Raw genomic sequence first — 15040 nt, 5'->3', positions numbered from 1 at the left:
CGCTGCGTGGTTCATACCGGCCCGATTGGCCCATTGGGCGGCAACTGCCGCGATATGTTGTGTCCGCATAGCAACTCGGGCGCGTGGCGTCAAACAGAACGCCTGTTAGGCTGTGTGGTCGGGAAAATGTCGCGCCATTGTGATATTTAGATCAAGTTTCGCCCGCCGCAGCAGACCGTGTTGCGCCAAACGGTCGCGCAATAGCGGCGTATCGGCACAGACTTCGTCGAAGAAGGCACGCAGGCCCGCTTCGCCACTCTCGGCTTCGATCATCGAGAATACTTCGTGCATCGAGAGCCCACCCCTGTCGCGGGGGCGGTTGGGGGCGAGGTCGGGGCGGTAGGATCCTTTTTCCAACCGGTAGCGATAGGCAGAGAGCCAGTCGTCCCAAGACTTGGCATGGCAATGAGCAAGCTCGATCCCGTCGGTGTCTTCGGGACCAGGCAGCATTGTGTCGTGTTGGAACGCATTGTGGATCTGGATACGCACATCGTCCAAACCGCTGCGCACAAACAGCTTTCCGGCCAGATGGCTTAAGAAACCACCTTTGATATAGGCCCCATAGGTCGGATAAAGGGCATCGACGATGCGGGTGCGATCGGGACCGTTGGGCACGAAAGCTTTGAAGGCACTGCCGTCGCCGGCGAGCTGTTCCATCGGGCGGATGCGGGCGATGGGTTGGTCCGCGGGCAGGGCCGCCAAAATGTCCGCGACGGGCCGCTCTGTGATCAGAAACTCGTCCACATCCATGTGGATCAGCCAATCTGGGGTGTCGCGGCGGTGGTAGGCATGCGTCGCATTGCGGCTTTGCCTGACCTGATGCTTTTTAGGCGGTTTGCCGTTCCACCAATCGCTGTCACACAGAACAGGTCGTACCTTGGGGTGGGGTTTCAGCGCGTCAAACGCATTGCGGTTGTCATCGTCGAGATAGATATAAAGCCGCTGCGCTCCGGCCTCCAGATGGTAGGCGACAAAGCGCAGAATCTCGGGCGTGGGGGCCTTGATCGTTGCACTCAGACCCCAGCTTGTCACACCATCATTTCTTTCGTGGCCGTCAATCGCACATCCGGATAATCGCGCTCCACCCGGTCAATATCCCACTGCAGGCGGGTCAGATAAACAATGTCTCCATCATGGTCGTGGGCGATGTGTTGCTTGTTGGTTTCGGTAAATTTATCAACGGCTTGCTTGTCTCCGTTCACCCAACGAGCAGAGGTGAACTGCGAGGGTTCAAAGCGTACCGGCAGGCCGTATTCAAGCTCGATCCGGCTGGCCAGCACTTCGAACTGCAACTGGCCAACAACGCCCACAACAAAGCCGGAGCCGATGGAAGGCTTGAAAACCTTAGCGGCCCCTTCCTCTGCGAATTGCATCAGAGCTTTTTCGAGATGTTTTGACTTTAGAGGGTCACCCGCACGGACGCCCTGCAACAGCTCCGGCGCAAAGGAGGGGATGCCGGTCACCCGGAGAGCCTCACCTTCGGTCAATGTGTCGCCAATGCGCAGCTGGCCGTGGTTAGGGATGCCGATGATATCGCCGGCCCAGCCCTCTTCGGCCAATTCGCGGTCGGAGGCGAGGAACATCACAGGGTTGGAAATGGTCATAGGCTTCTTGGTGCGCACATGGGTCATTTTCATGCCGCGCAGGAAATGCCCCGAGGCAAGGCGCACAAAGGCCACGCGGTCGCGGTGCTTGGGATCCATGTTCGCCTGAACTTTGAAGACAAAGCCCGAAACCTTTGGTTCTTCAGGGAGAATCTGCCTTGGTGTGGCGTTCTGGATCTGCGGCTCCGGTCCGAATTTGGCAATGCCTTCCATCAATTCCTTCACCCCGAAAGAGTTGATGGCCGAGCCGAACCAGATGGGAGTCAACGAGCCTTCGGCCATCAAATCGGCGTCAAGCGGTGGCATCAACTCGCGCACCATCTCAAGATCTTCGCGCAGTTTTTCCAGCAATGCGGCGGGGACGTGTTCGGCCAGCGCCGGATCGTCCAAGCCGTTGATTTCAATGCTCTCCGCCACCTTGTTGCGGTCGGCGCGGTCCATCAGTTCCAGACGGTCGCGCAGAATATCGTAGCAGCCGATAAAGTCGCGGCCGACGCCGATGGGCCAGCTTGCAGGTGTTACATCGATGGCGAGGTTCTGTTGTATTTCGTCAATGATCTCAAAGACATCGCGGCTTTCGCGGTCCATCTTGTTACAGAAGGTCAAGATCGGCAGGTCTCGCATGCGGCAGACCTCGAACAGTTTCTGCGTTTGGGATTCAACGCCCTTGGCACCGTCGATGACCATCACCGCGGCGTCAACGGCTGTCAGCGTGCGGTAGGTGTCCTCAGAGAAATCCGAGTGCCCCGGTGTATCCACAAGATTGAAACGGAAGTTCTTGTTCCGGCTGGCAAAATCAAAGGACATTGCGGAGGCAGAGACAGAAATGCCACGGTCCTTTTCCATAGCCATAAAATCAGAGCGCGTGCGTCGTGCTTCGCCCTTGGCGCGGACTTGCCCTGCCATCTGGATCGCGCCGCCGAACAGCAGAAATTTCTCGGTCAGCGTGGTTTTGCCGGCATCCGGGTGGCTGATGATCGCAAATGTCCGGCGCCGTGCGATTTCGGGTGGCAGCTCGGGGCGATTTGGGTTGCTATCCAGCATCTTGCACGGCGTTCCTGATGTGAGTGTACCCGAAAGGGCAGTTCAAAGATGTACAAAGCGTAAATAGTCACCCAACGCACACCGAGCGTACACATACCTTACATACGGGCGAGGGCAAGGGTTTGACATATATCTAAGGCCGGTCTGCGGTGAGGCGGCAGTATTTGCGCGTTTAATCTATGTCGTAAACTTGGCCTAGTGCTACCGGCTCGACGCTTTGCGCAGCAACTCTGCTGCATCGGGTCGCCTCAGCAGCGCTTCGTTAACGTCCAGACCAGCGTGAGGCAGGTCGGAGTGGCCGGGGATCACGTCGCCCATGGCGGCGGAGAGGTCGGCGGGGAGGACAGATTTTGTGCGGGTGTCGATCAGCATCGTCTCGGCGGCGATGCCTTCGGCATAGATGATCTGGTGGCTGTCGAACAAAAGCTGGAAGTAGTCGACAAAACCGCCGTCCATAACTGTAACGGTATAGCCGTTGACCAGATGGCGGGCTTTCACCAGGATTTCGGATTGGCCTGCGCCCAGTTCGTCACTGCGTTGGTAGATGAACAGGCGGTGGTCGGGGCTGACGATCAGGTCGTTTTCGTTGTGCAGCGTGCCTGCGTGGATTTTGATCGGGGCGAATTCGCCCACTGCGCGCACGGTAGATTGCCCGATCCAGCGGATTTTCTGCACGCCGTCGTCACGGGTCAGAACGCGGTCGCCAACTTCGAGCTCTTCGATCAGGCGCTGTTCGCCGGAAGCCAGCGTGATGTGGGTGCCGCGGGTGAAGGAGACACAGGCGACCTGCGCGAACTTCTGGCGTGCCGTCGTGGTGTCGATGCCGACGAGCCGGTATTCGACGCTGCTTTTCAAAGCTGAAAGTGGCAGCAGATAGATATCGGCGATGGTACCGTCTTCGTCGACCTCGACTAGCAAAAGTGTTTCATGGGTCATGCCGTCGGGTGACATGAAGCTAAGCGCGCAGTCGATATGTAAAACGGCCTGCGGCGTGCCCACTGCGGTTTCGGATGACACGCGGAAAGGGCCGGTGCTGTCGGCAATAACCGACAGCCGCTGCAGGTCCTGCCCGAACGGCAGTTCATAGATGTCATCCAGCAGCAATTCAGACGCGATGGTCACCGGATCACCCATATTGGCCCCGTCCGTGCAGGTGAAATCCGCGGCACGGTAGACAGGCAGACTTTGCGCAGGCGCGGGACGGGAACGGGCCATGGGGCACCTTTCGGACTGAGGGCGTTGGCAGCGGCTTAGGCTAGGATTGTGACAGGCTTGGGTCAAGCGCGGGGTGTTTTGCTGGCAGTTGGGTCGGAAGCTGGTTAACTCTTGTGCAACAATTGGAGGAATCGGTCATGGATCTTGGGATCAAAGGTAAGACGGCGCTGGTTTGCGCATCATCAAAAGGGTTGGGACTGGGCTGTGCAGAGGCGTTGGCCGAAGCAGGCGTTGACCTCGTCATGAATGCACGGGGCGCGGAAGCATTGGAGGCATCGGCCGAACGGCTGCGTCAGGAGTACGGCGTTACGATCACGACAGTTGCTGCGGATGTGGCAACCGAAGAAGGTCAGGCGATGGTGATCGAAGCGGCGGGTGATGTGGATATTCTGGTCAACAATGCAGGTGGGCCGCCCCCCGGCATGTGGAGCGATTGGGACCGTGAGGATTTCATCAAGGCGTTGGACGCCAATATGCTGGCCCCGATCGCGCTGATCAAGGCACTGGTGCCGGGCATGATGGACCGTGGCTGGGGCCGGGTGGTCAACATCACCTCGCAATCCGTGCGCGCGCCCATTGGCGTTCTGGGGCTGAGCAATTCGGCCCGCACGGGTCTGACCGGCTATGTGGCGGGCACCAGCCGTCAGGTGGCGGGCAAAGGTGTGACGATCAACAACCTCCTGCCGGGGATCCACGCAACGGACCGCGCCGATGCGCTGGATGGCGGTGTGGTCAAGCAAAAGGGTATCACGCTGGACGAGGCACGCGCCGAACGCGCGGCGGGTATTCCGGCAGGGCGCTACGGCACGCGCGAGGAGTTCGGACAGGCCTGTGCATTCCTATGCTCGCAGCATGCCGGGTTTATCATCGGGCAGAACCTGTTGCTGGATGGCGGAGCCACAAACCTGACGATGTGATGGAAAACCGGTTTTCACTGAAAGACCATCTTTTTAACGCCGAAACTGTCGGGCAGCTGGCGGCAGAATATGCCGCTGGCATGCCGGGGTTCGACGCGGCGCGGTTCAAAGCCGACGCGCTGGCAGGGTTCGCAGAGCGGGAATTGCTGGCGCGGCTGGACTGGATGGCTGATTGTCTGGAGCGGCAGTTGGCACCGGACTTTGCAACGATGGCCGACCAGCTTGAAGCAGCCATGCCCGCGCCGCTGGACCCATCCCTTCGCGACGATGATTTTGGCCATTTCATCCACGCACTGCCGGGAATACTGGCCGTACGGCACGGGTTGGAAGATCATCGGGACCGGGCGCTTGAGTTGCTGTATCGCGCAACGCAGCGGTTTTCGATGGAATTCTACATTCGCCCTTTTTTGAACCGCTGGCCTGAGGAAACGCTGGCGCGGTTGGCAATCTGGGCCAAGGACGACAACTACCACGTTCGCAGGTTGGTCAGCGAAGGCACGCGACCGCGTTTGCCTTGGGCCAAGGCCGTGCAATTGGAAACAGCCCAGCGGGTGCCTTTGTTGCAAGAGCTGTATGCGGACAGAACGCGGTTCGTGACGCGCTCGGTTGCCAATCATCTGAATGACATTGCGAAGGCAGAGCCTGAGGTCGTGCTTGATCTGCTGCGGGACTGGTCCAAAACGGGCGCGCAGGAGGCAAAGGAGCTGGAGTGGATGACCCGCCATGCGCTGCGGGTGCTCGTCAAGCAAGGCCATACGGGGGCGCTGGCGCTTTTGGGCTACCGGCGTGATGTCCCGGTGACAGCGGACCTGTCGCTGGGCGCAGAGGTTGTGCGGATCGGGGAGCGGTTGGAGATTTTCTGCACCCTGCAGGCGGAAACCGACGTACCGGTGATGGTCGACTACCGGATAGTCTTTGCCCGGCCGGGAGGCAATCAAGCCGAGAAAGTTTTCAAGCTGAAGGCGGCTAGGATCACTGCCGGCACGCAGCTCGTTTTGTCAAAGCGGCATCTGTTGAAGGGAAATGCGACGACTTTCACGCTTCATCCCGGTGCACATGCGGTCGTGTTGCAGGTTAACGGGGTTGATGTGGCACGCGCCGGATTTGATCTGGTCCAATAACCCGGTCCTGATGGTCGCAGGCAGGGCCGGAGCGCTTGCAGCGCTGCGGCAGGGCTGATAGCTGAGCCTGAGTAAATCTATCGGGTATCAATGACTTCACTCGCCCCACGCCTCGAGATCAAAGACCTGCGCCGCAGCTATCAAGGCCGCGCGGTGGTGGATGGCGTCTCGCTCAAAATCATGCCGGGGCAGGTGACCTGTCTGCTGGGGCCATCGGGTTGCGGTAAATCCACGACCTTGCGGATGATCGCGGGGGTCGAGATGCAGGACAGCGGCACGATCCATGTGGATGGCAATCTGATCTGCGATACCGTGTTTCGCGTACCGCCGGAGCGCCGCGAGATTGGCCTGATGTTTCAGGACTTCGCGCTGTTTCCGCATCTTAGCGTGGCTGACAACGTGGCTTTCGGGCTGAAGGGGACCAAGGCTGAAAAGCGCGCCCGCGTCGAGGAACTGCTAAAGCGGGTGGATCTGCTGCGGTTCATCGACGGCTATCCGCACCAGCTGTCGGGCGGAGAGCAGCAGCGCGTGGCGCTGGCGCGGGCATTGGCCCCCAGGCCGCGCATCATGTTGATGGACGAGCCGTTTTCGGGCTTGGACAACCGTTTGCGGGACGGCATCCGTGACGAGACCCTGAGCATCCTCAAGGAGGAAGACACCGCCGTATTGCTTGTGACCCACGAGCCTGACGAGGCGATGCGGATGGCCGACGAGATTGCGCTCATGCGCGACGGCGTGATTGTGCAGCAAGGCGCGCCCTATAATGTCTATACGCGGCCCATCGACCGGGCGGCGGTGGCGTTTTTCAGTGATGCCAATGTTGTGGAGGCTACGGTGCAGGGGGCGCTGGCCCAGACTGCCTTTGGTCGGTTTCTGGCCCCCGGCGTTGCCGATGGCACACAGGTTCAGATCGTGTTCCGGCCCCAGCATGTGCGGATTGATTTTGACCGGGCGGGCAAGGGGCCGAACCCCACTGCCAAGGAAGGCACACCGGCGCGGGCAGTGGTCAGTCGGGCGCGCTTTATGGGGTCGGAGAGCCTTGTCGAGTTCGTGATGGACCATGACGGATCAAGTTTGCGGGCTACAGTACCCAATGTATTTTTGCCGCAACCGGGGGCCGTGATGTGGCTGACAATTCCGCGCGACCGGTGTTTTGTATTTCCTGAAAGGGAGACGTGATGGCTGAGACTTTGTTGGTGGAATTCGGGATGGGATCTTCTTTGCGACGCGGTGATTACACGCAGGCTGCCGAACGGGCCGTGCGCGATGCGTTGTGGCACAACTCGATCAATCTGGCAGAGCTTTTCGGGTTTGATAAGAAAGACATGCAGATCACACTTGATATCGGAGTTCAGGAGCCTGACCAGGTTGATGTAGAGGTTTTGAAGTCTGTTTTTCCCTATGGCCATGTGACCGTACGCGTGTCCAAAGGCGGCCTGGATGTGCCGCGCCCCATGGGGCAGGAAGGCGACGGTCATCCGACGATTATGGCGAATGTCGCCCTTTCGGTCGGGTTTGACATGGAGCGTGCCGATGGATGATGTGAGCGCGACGCACCGGGTGATCATTGAGATGGGCATGGGCAATGACCTGCACGGGATGGATTACACCAAGGCGGCCGGACGGGCAATTGAAGACGCCCTGCGCCACTCGTCGCTGCCGCTCTTCGCTGTCACGGAAGTGGCGCATGCGGAAATGCGTGTGCTTGTGACTGTTGGCGTTCAGGAACCCGGGAAAGTCGATCTGGAGGCTTTGACCGCGCAACTGCCGCGTGGCAAGGCGGAGGTGACGGCGGTGCCGGGCGGGCTGAATGTGCCGACGGGCGGCGATACGATCGTGATCGCGCAGGCCAGTGTCGAGGCATTTCTGTCGCCGCAGACCGGGTGGCGGCTGCGGAAGTAGCTCTTTGGTATTTCTAAAAGGGTGAAGCCGGGGGTGGGGTGCGCTGATCCGGGGCGTAGTCGGCCAGACGTTTGCCGGGTTCATCGGTGAAAAGCTCTGGCAGGGCTTCGGCGCTTTCCATCAGATCAAGGCGGAAGACGCGGAAGGCGTCGCGGGTTTCGCACCAAGCGGTCAGGGTCCAGATACGGCCGAGGTAGCCTAGATGCAAAGGGCGGATGATGCGACTGGTGACGGTGCCCTCTGTGCCGGTGTAGGTCAGCCGGACTTTTTGGCGGGCTTCGAGGGCAGAGCGTAGCAATGGCATATGGCGCAGATTGCGGGTGGGATCGGCAAAGGGGCTGAGGACGTCGGCCCATTGCGCCGCTTCGGCGATTGTTTTCGTAGGCAATGCCGTGTCCAGCTTTGCGGTCAGGCTGTCGGCGGCGCGGCGCAGTCTGTTGTCGGCGGCCTGCGCCACGATGGCGAGGCCGAGGTTCAGCGCTTCCAGTTCATCTTCAGACAAAGTGAGGGGAGGCAGGCTGATGCCGGGGACCAGTTGATAGCCGCTGCCGCGGGTACCGCGCAGGGGGAGACCGGAGGCCGCGAGCCTGTCCATATCGCGGTAAATGGTGCGGACTGAGACCCCAAAGCGCGCAGCCAGCGTTTCCGCGCGGTGGGTGTCCCCGTCACGCAAATGGTCGATCAGAGCAAAAAGGCGGTCCTTACGGGTCATGCTCCTGACATAAACCTGTCAGGAGGGTGCGGCAAGGTGAGATTCTATTGCTCTTCAAGTGGCGAGATCGGACTGCGCTGGCCTTTGGGGCTTTGCGCGCGCCGGGTGATTTCCTAAGAAGAAGCTGACGATATGCGGGCTTGCCTGCTTTGACCTATGGGAGACGTGAGATGTTGAATAATATTGGATTGCCGGGCCTGCTGCTGATTGCGGTCGTGGTTCTGGTGCTTTTTGGCCGTGGCAAGATTTCCAGCCTGATGGGTGAGGTCGGCAAGGGCATCACCAGCTTCAAGAAAGGCGTGAGCGAGGGCGACGAGGATGTGACGAAAGCCAGCGAGATCGAGAGCGCCGAGCTGCCATCGCACACCGACACAGGCACGCACCCCAAGACCGACCTGAAGTCCGACAAGACGCAGGTATAAGCCGTGTTCGATCTGGGTTGGACCGAATTACTGCTTATTGGGATCGTGGCCCTGATTGTCGTCGGGCCCAAAGACCTTCCGATGATGTTTCGCAAGGTCGGGCAGTTTGTGGGCAAGGCCAAGGGCATGGCCCGCGAGTTCTCGAGTGCAATGAACGACGCGGCTGACGAGAGCGGCATGCGCGAGATGTCTACCTCGATCAACAAATCGCTCAAGGTGGCGACCAACCCTGTCGGCAGCGCAATGGACAGCGTCAAATCCGCGACCAAATCACTGACCGATCTGGATCCGGAAAGCGAAACCGGCAAGCTGGCAGCGAAGAAGGCCGAGGACTTTAAAAAGGTTCAGGCAAGTTCGGCGCGGTCCGGGGCGGAACGGTTGAAACGCGAGGCGGCAGAGGCAGAGGCGCGGGCTGTGGCGGCAGAGGCGGCTTTGAAGCCGGATACGCCAGTCGCGCCAAAGAAAGCGGCACCGAAAAAGGCTGCAGCGGCAAAACCCGCAGGCAAGAAGGCCCCGGCGAAGGCAGCCCCGAAGAAAGCCCCAGCGGCCAAGAAAGCGCCAGCCAAGAAGGCAGCGGCGAAGAAAGAATAGAGCATGAGCGCTACGGACGATATTGACGACAGCGCAGCACCGCTGATTGAGCATTTGGCAGAGTTGCGCACGCGGCTGATCCATTCGGTGATCGCTTTTATTATCGGGATGGTGATCTGTTTTACGGTCTGGAACCCCATTTTCAACTTTTTGACCAATCCATTGTGTTCTGCCATGGCCGAGCGGGGGCAGGAAGATTGCGGGCTGATCCTGATCAAGCTGCAGGAAGGTTTCTTTGTCGCCATCTCGATCTCTTTGCTGGGCGGGTTGGTGCTGGGCTTTCCCTACATCAGCTACCAGCTGTGGCGGTTTGTGGCACCGGGGCTTTACAAGAACGAGAAGGGTGCCTTTCTACCCTTTTTGATTTCTTCGCCCCTCATGTTCTTTATCGGTGCGGCTTTTGCCTTCTATGTGGTGACCCCGCTGGCGTTCGACTTCTTTCTGGGCTTCCAGCAAGGATCGTTGACAGGATCGAACGCCACGGTCGTGGACAACGGTGTGGCGGCGATTGCCTTTCAGGGATCGGCGCAGGAATACCTGAGCCTGACAATCAAGTTTATCGTGGCTTTCGGTCTGTGTTTCCAGCTGCCGGTTTTGCTGACCTTGATGGGCAAGGCCGGGCTGGTCAGCGCTGAGGGTCTGGGCAACGTGCGCAAATACGCGATGGTCGCCATTCTGGTGCTGGCCGCGCTGGTGACACCGCCAGATGTGATCACGCAGGTGATCCTGTTTGTGGTGGTGTACGGGCTTTATGAGATCTCGATTCAGCTGGTCAAACGTGTGGAGCGCAAGCGCGAAGAAAAGCTGCGGGCCGAAGGTTATTACGATGACGAAGACGCGCTTTTGGCGGAATTCGACGAAGACGAGGATGATCTGAAGTAATGCCGATGATCGACGATCCGATGGACCGCATTGCAGCGGCACTTGAGCGTATGTCGCCGGTGCCTTTGGCGGCACCCGACTTTGATGCCGCGACAGCCTTTGTCTGGCATACGGAGCCGGACCGGCTGGAGCCGGTGGCCGAAGTGTCGCGCGTGGCTTTGGATTTGCTTGTGGGGGTTGAGCGTGCCCGCGATACCTTGGTGCAGAACACGCGCCAGTTTGCTGCAGGATTGCCCGCGAATAATGCACTTTTGTGGGGCGCGCGGGGTATGGGAAAATCCAGCCTTGTCAAGGCGATCCATGCGGATGTTTGCGCAACGCATGAAGCTTTGCGGATCGTTGAACTTCAGCGAGAGGATCTGCCTTCGGTGGGGCGGTTGCTGAACCTTTTGCGCGGCGCGTCACAACGGTTTATCCTGTTCTGCGATGATCTGAGCTTTGGCCATGATGATGCGCATTACAAGTCACTCAAGGCGGTGCTGGACGGCGGCATCGAAGGGCGGCCAGAGAATGTGGTACTTTATGCCACATCGAACCGGCGACATCTGATGCCCCGTGATATGATCGAGAACGAGCGCGGTTCGGCCATCAACCCGGCCGAAGCGGTGGAAGAAAAAGTCTCTCTTTCGGACCGCTTCGGGCTGTGGCTGGGATTTCACGCCTGCGATCAGGACCAGTATCTGGCGATGATCCGGGGCTATTGCGATGCGCATGGCGTGCAGATTGACGATGAAACCCTGCGGGCCGAGGCCATCGAATGGCAGGCCACGCGCGGCTCGCGGTCGGGCCGGGTGGCGTGGCAGTACTTCACTGATTTGGCAGGGCGCAAAGGCGTGGCATTGCGCTGAAGAAGGCATCTCATTTGTAGGGACTGCGCCATGCGACGGCTGGAGGGGGCCGTCGCATGTGTTCGCCGTCGTGCCTGCAACGACATGAGGTATGCAGGCCGGGCAGGGTACCGCTGAGATCGGTGCCCTTTTTTACGCTGCTCCCGAGAGAGCTTGATCAATGGAACCTAAACGCTTGCATTGTTTCTAATCCCGAAACATGGCGAAGATGTGGCGGCATTAGATTGAATAAGGCGCAAACTGGATAATTTCTGGGTTATTTTATCGCGAATTGAACCTGCGCGTGTATCTTTGTTCATACGGATGCCGCATTATTCAATAAAGGGTGCGGGGTCGACGCTGTCAAAGCCCTGGCGTACCTCGAAATGCACATAGGCATCATCGCCGCTGCGAAGTTTGGCAATTTGCTGGCCCCGGCCGACACTGTCGCCCTTGGCCACGCTCACATCGGTGACATTTGCATAGACTGTCAGCAAGTTGCCCGCATGGCGGACCACGACGATGGGCACGCCCTCTGCGCTTTTGGTGATTGCGGCCACTGTACCGCTGTCCGCAGCTTTCACGGGCGCACCGGCGGCGGCTTTGATGTTGATGCCTTCGTTGCGGCCCTTGGCGTAGCTGCGGATGATGCTGCCTTGAACGGGAATGACCATCTTGGTCGCTTTTGCCGGCTTGGTGGTGCGGCCCACATCCGCAACCGGCGCGGCGGGGGCAGCCCCGGTGTCTGTCGGGAGTGGCTTGGCCGTATCGTCCTGTGGCAGCGGTTTGGCCGCGGAGGGAGGTGTCGGCGTAGGCGAGCCAGCGCCGGGCGCAGGTGTCGGCACCGCAGCGGTCTGGGCTGGTGCGGCGGCGCGGGCAGGCGGGTTTTGCTGTGGCACGGGGATAAGCAGGAACTGCCCCTCGCGGATTGCGAAATTCGCGCCAAGGCCGTTCCATTCGGCCAGTGCCGCGACAGGAACATTGTAAAGACGCGCAATGGTATAGGCGGTTTCGCCGCGTTCGACCTTGTGACGGATCGGTTCCTTGCCGCTTTGCGCCTGTGTCGGTGCCGTTGCGCCGGTGACGGGCGGCAGGGCTGCGGTTTGTACGCCCGGCGTTTCCGGTGCACGGTCGATGGCATTGCCGGCAAGGCTGGTGATGTCCACGGGCTGGATCGGGCCGGTGCTGGCGGCACCGGTGGCGGGCGAAGGTTCGGCGACGCGGGTGGGCAGGGCGATAATTTCATCCTTGCGCAGGGGCACATCTGCATCAATGCCGTTGAACCGTACCAGGCTTGCCACATCCACTCCGACACGGGTTGCCACGTCATTAAGCGTATCGCCGCGTCGGGCCACGGCGACCTGATAATTCGGATAGGAGATGACGCCGCGGTTGTCCGGGTTCGGGCGCTCGGCAAGCGGGCCGGTTGCGGCTTCAGCGGTGCTGAACCCACCGCCCAACCCGCGCAAATCGAAATCAAGCGGTTGTCCGCCACATGCGACGAGCACCATCGCGCTGGTTCCTGCCGCAAGGCTCAAACGGGCGCGGGTTTTGATTGTGGAAAAATTCATCTGCTTGACCTCATCACACTGCCGTTTCCGTGTATCCCGGAATTTGGCCGGAATGATACCCCATCAGGTGTCTTTGCCCAAGCCCTCGAGCAGCGGAACAAAGCGCACGGCGCGCATTTCGTCATATTCCAGCCCATCCGATGTTTTCCGGACACGGATTAGATGTTGAACGGCATCAGATTGGCCGACCGGCAGGACCATAATGCCGCCTTCCTTGAGCTGCGCGAGGAGCGGACCGGGGGGGTCTTCGGCCGCAGCGGTCACAATGATGCGGTCAAAGGGGGCCTGTTCTTCAAGGCCATAGCTACCGTCGCCCGTAATGGCGGTGATGTTGTTCAGATCAAGGTCCGCAAAGATCTGCCGCGCTTCCTGTACCAGACGGCGATGACGGTCGATCGTATAGACGCGGCGGGCCAGTTTGCTGAGGATTGCGGCCTGATAGCCTGATCCGGTGCCGATTTCGAGCACCTTGTCGCGCGGTGAGATTTCGAGAGCCTGGGTCATCAGGCCCACCACCGAGGGCTGGCTGATGGTTTGCCCGCAGGCAATCGGCAGCGGCATGTCTTCATAGGCGCGTTCAGCAAAAAGGCCGGTGATGAAGGGACCGCGATCAACGCTTTCCATCGCGCCCAATACGCGATTGTCGGTCACCCCTTTGGAACGCAGGGCATAGAGGAACTGCATCTTGCGTTCCGCGCCTGCGTCGGCCTCTTCGGTCATGTGGCAATTCCCGCAAGGCTGTCCATCATCTCATGCGCTGTGAGATCGGCCCTCATCGGCGTGACCGAGATGTAGCCTTCGAGATTGACGGCGGCGTCGGAGCCAGGGGCTGTCATCACCTGCTGATCGCCGCCCTTGATCCAGGAGAACCGTCGGCCCGAGGGCGCTGTATGGGGCTCGGTCCCGAAGACCACGCCGGGGCGGCGGCCCTGTGGGGCGAGTTTAATGCCCTGCACATCAGAGGCGGCCACGGGAGGGAAGTTGACATTGTAGAACAGGCGGTAGTCTGCGGTCTCGGATGGGGTGGCAGCCAGGATGCGGCGGATCACATCGCCGCCATGGGTCGCGGCTGCTTCGAAGGAATCCTCCAGATCACGGTTCCCGGGGCCGTAGTATTGGGACAGGGCGATGGCCGGCAGACCCTGAAGGGCCGCTTCCATTGCGCCACCGATGGTGCCGGAATAAAGCGTGTTTTCAGCAGAGTTGTTGCCGCGATTGACGCCCGAGAGTACCAGATCGGGCAGACCGTCGCGCATCAGATCATGTAGAGCCACGAGCACGCAGTCAGCCGGAGAGCCTTCGGCGGCAAAGCGCCGGGGACTGATTTCGCTGATCATCGTAGGATGGACATAGTTGATGCAATGGCCCACGCCAGATTGCTCGAACGCCGGGGCCACGACCCAGACCTCGCCTTTAGGTCCGGCAAGATCTCTGGCGATCTGTTCAAGCACGGCCAGCCCCGGTGCGGTGATGCCGTCGTCGTTGGTGATCAATATGCGCATGTTTGGCCCCTTTGCGCCTTGATAGGTGAGGGGCCTTGCCGCAGCAAGCGTGGGGTCGGGTATTTTTAAAAGGGTGAAGGGTTAGAGTTGCGCCAAAACCGCAGCGGCCTGTGCGTGGGGATCGGCCAGCGGGGTGCGATCTTCGCCCGGAAAGAAGCGCGCGCGGGTTGCTGTGGGCATAGGATCGGGCGTCATAATATGGACCTTGGGGCCGATTGATGCGGTCTCAGTAGCCCAGCTTTGCGCGAGGGCAATTTGCGCGGCCTTGGTTGCGGCGTAGCTTCCGAAAAACTTCTGTCCGGCGCGGGGATCGTCAAAGAACACAGCCGACCCGCTTTGGCCCAGCAAAGGGGCTATGTAGGTGATCAGTGTGGCCGTGGCTGTAACGTTGCAGGCGACGGACTTGGCCATATCCTTGGCGTCGATGTGATCGGTCGGGGCCAATGGGGCTGCATGTACGGCCGTGTGGAGCCATAGATCGAGCGTGCCCCAGCGGTCAAAGATGCCGCGACACAGGGTTGCCATGGCATCTGCATTGGTGACGTCCATCGGGGCGAGGGTGGCGGCACCGCCTTTGGCCTGAATGCGGTCATCGAGCTCTTCTAGCGCGCCGGTGGTGCGGGCCACTGCGATGATGTGGTGGGTCGGCGCCAGCGCTTCGGCCAGTGCGGCACCCAGACCGCGCGAGGCGCCGGTGATCAATGCTGTTTTTGTCATGGGGGGGATGTGC

Annotated in this window: 17 protein-coding genes; 9 read left to right on the top strand and 8 right to left on the bottom strand. The window is 60.1% G+C overall.

The window, feature by feature from the left end; translation table 11 throughout:
- Window positions 1–105: 105 nt before the first annotated feature.
- The 3 genes from Z945_RS0116920 to Z945_RS0116910 all read right to left on the bottom strand — a co-directional run bounded on the left by Z945_RS0116920 (window position 106) and on the right by Z945_RS0116910 (window position 3863).
- Window positions 106–1032 carry a glycosyltransferase family 2 protein gene (locus Z945_RS0116920; protein WP_025053281.1) on the bottom strand — a complete coding sequence of 309 codons (927 nt, stop codon included), beginning with the start codon at window positions 1030–1032 and terminating at the stop codon, window positions 106–108.
- Window positions 1029–2648: a peptide chain release factor 3 gene (locus Z945_RS0116915; RefSeq protein WP_025053280.1), complete on the bottom strand. Its 1620-nt coding sequence runs from the start codon at window positions 2646–2648 to the stop codon at window positions 1029–1031. Before Z945_RS0116915 ends, Z945_RS0116920 begins: the two co-directional genes overlap by 4 nt.
- 201 nt (window positions 2649–2849) lie before the next feature.
- Window positions 2850–3863 carry a Hint domain-containing protein gene (locus tag Z945_RS0116910; RefSeq protein WP_025053279.1) on the bottom strand — a complete coding sequence of 338 codons (1014 nt, stop codon included), beginning with the start codon at window positions 3861–3863 and terminating at the stop codon, window positions 2850–2852.
- A 137-nt stretch (window positions 3864–4000) separates the two neighbouring features.
- On the opposite strand from Z945_RS0116910, the gene Z945_RS0116905 reads away from it, so the two are divergent.
- The 5 genes from Z945_RS0116905 (at window position 4001) to Z945_RS0116885 (ending at window position 7803) form a co-directional block, all read left to right on the top strand.
- Window positions 4001–4780, top strand: coding sequence for an SDR family oxidoreductase (locus Z945_RS0116905; protein WP_025053278.1), 780 nt, complete (start codon window positions 4001–4003; stop codon window positions 4778–4780).
- Complete coding sequence (locus tag Z945_RS0116900; protein ID WP_025053277.1) at window positions 4780–5901, top strand: hypothetical protein; 1122 nt, start codon at window positions 4780–4782, stop codon at window positions 5899–5901. Before Z945_RS0116905 ends, Z945_RS0116900 begins: the two co-directional genes overlap by 1 nt.
- 90 nt (window positions 5902–5991) lie before the next feature.
- Window positions 5992–7080 carry an ABC transporter ATP-binding protein gene (locus Z945_RS0116895; RefSeq protein ID WP_025053276.1) on the top strand — a complete coding sequence of 363 codons (1089 nt, stop codon included), beginning with the start codon at window positions 5992–5994 and terminating at the stop codon, window positions 7078–7080.
- Window positions 7080–7442, top strand: coding sequence for a Lin0512 family protein (locus tag Z945_RS0116890; protein WP_025053275.1), 363 nt, complete (start codon window positions 7080–7082; stop codon window positions 7440–7442). The genes Z945_RS0116895 and Z945_RS0116890 overlap by 1 nt, the downstream gene beginning before the upstream one ends.
- Window positions 7435–7803, top strand: coding sequence for a Lin0512 family protein (locus tag Z945_RS0116885; protein WP_037971120.1), 369 nt, complete (start codon window positions 7435–7437; stop codon window positions 7801–7803). Before Z945_RS0116890 ends, Z945_RS0116885 begins: the two co-directional genes overlap by 8 nt.
- Window positions 7804–7816: 13 nt before the next feature.
- Here Z945_RS0116885 and Z945_RS0116880 read toward each other — a convergent pair whose 3' ends face one another.
- Complete coding sequence (locus Z945_RS0116880; protein ID WP_025053273.1) at window positions 7817–8515, bottom strand: helix-turn-helix transcriptional regulator; 699 nt, start codon at window positions 8513–8515, stop codon at window positions 7817–7819.
- A gap of 170 nt (window positions 8516–8685) precedes the next feature.
- Here Z945_RS0116880 and Z945_RS0116875 point away from each other — a divergent pair, with 170 nt between their 5' ends.
- From Z945_RS0116875 to Z945_RS0116860, 4 genes are read left to right on the top strand one after another with little or no spacing between them, the layout of a single operon-like run.
- Window positions 8686–8937: a twin-arginine translocase TatA/TatE family subunit gene (locus Z945_RS0116875; protein ID WP_025053272.1), complete on the top strand. Its 252-nt coding sequence runs from the start codon at window positions 8686–8688 to the stop codon at window positions 8935–8937.
- 3 nt (window positions 8938–8940) lie between these two features.
- Window positions 8941–9528 carry a Sec-independent protein translocase protein TatB gene (tatB, locus tag Z945_RS0116870; RefSeq protein WP_025053271.1) on the top strand — a complete coding sequence of 196 codons (588 nt, stop codon included), beginning with the start codon at window positions 8941–8943 and terminating at the stop codon, window positions 9526–9528.
- A gap of 3 nt (window positions 9529–9531) precedes the next feature.
- Window positions 9532–10410, top strand: a complete 879-nt coding sequence (gene tatC, locus Z945_RS0116865) for a twin-arginine translocase subunit TatC (protein ID WP_025053270.1) — start codon at window positions 9532–9534, stop codon at window positions 10408–10410.
- A 5-nt stretch (window positions 10411–10415) separates the two neighbouring features.
- Window positions 10416–11258, top strand: a complete 843-nt coding sequence (locus Z945_RS0116860; RefSeq protein ID WP_025053269.1) for an ATP-binding protein — start codon at window positions 10416–10418, stop codon at window positions 11256–11258.
- Window positions 11259–11569: 311 nt separating this feature from the next.
- On the opposite strand, the gene Z945_RS0116855 is transcribed toward Z945_RS0116860, so the two are convergent.
- The 4 genes from Z945_RS0116855 to Z945_RS0116840 all read right to left on the bottom strand — a co-directional run bounded on the left by Z945_RS0116855 (window position 11570) and on the right by Z945_RS0116840 (window position 15027).
- Window positions 11570–12808, bottom strand: coding sequence for a LysM peptidoglycan-binding domain-containing M23 family metallopeptidase (locus Z945_RS0116855; RefSeq protein WP_025053268.1), 1239 nt, complete (start codon window positions 12806–12808; stop codon window positions 11570–11572).
- A 63-nt stretch (window positions 12809–12871) separates the two neighbouring features.
- A complete protein-coding gene (locus tag Z945_RS0116850) occupies window positions 12872–13528 on the bottom strand; it encodes a protein-L-isoaspartate(D-aspartate) O-methyltransferase (protein WP_025053267.1) in 657 nt (218 codons plus the stop codon).
- On the bottom strand, window positions 13525–14310 hold the full coding sequence (surE, locus tag Z945_RS0116845; protein ID WP_025053266.1) for a 5'/3'-nucleotidase SurE: 786 nt from the start codon (window positions 14308–14310) through the stop codon (window positions 13525–13527). Before surE ends, Z945_RS0116850 begins: the two co-directional genes overlap by 4 nt.
- A gap of 81 nt (window positions 14311–14391) precedes the next feature.
- Window positions 14392–15027: an SDR family NAD(P)-dependent oxidoreductase gene (locus Z945_RS0116840; protein WP_025053265.1), complete on the bottom strand. Its 636-nt coding sequence runs from the start codon at window positions 15025–15027 to the stop codon at window positions 14392–14394.
- Window positions 15028–15040 lie beyond the last annotated feature (13 nt).

The organism is Sulfitobacter noctilucae, assembly GCF_000622365.1.
Taxonomy (GTDB): domain Bacteria; phylum Pseudomonadota; class Alphaproteobacteria; order Rhodobacterales; family Rhodobacteraceae; genus Sulfitobacter; species Sulfitobacter noctilucae.
This window is presented reverse-complemented; position numbering and strand designations above follow the sequence as displayed.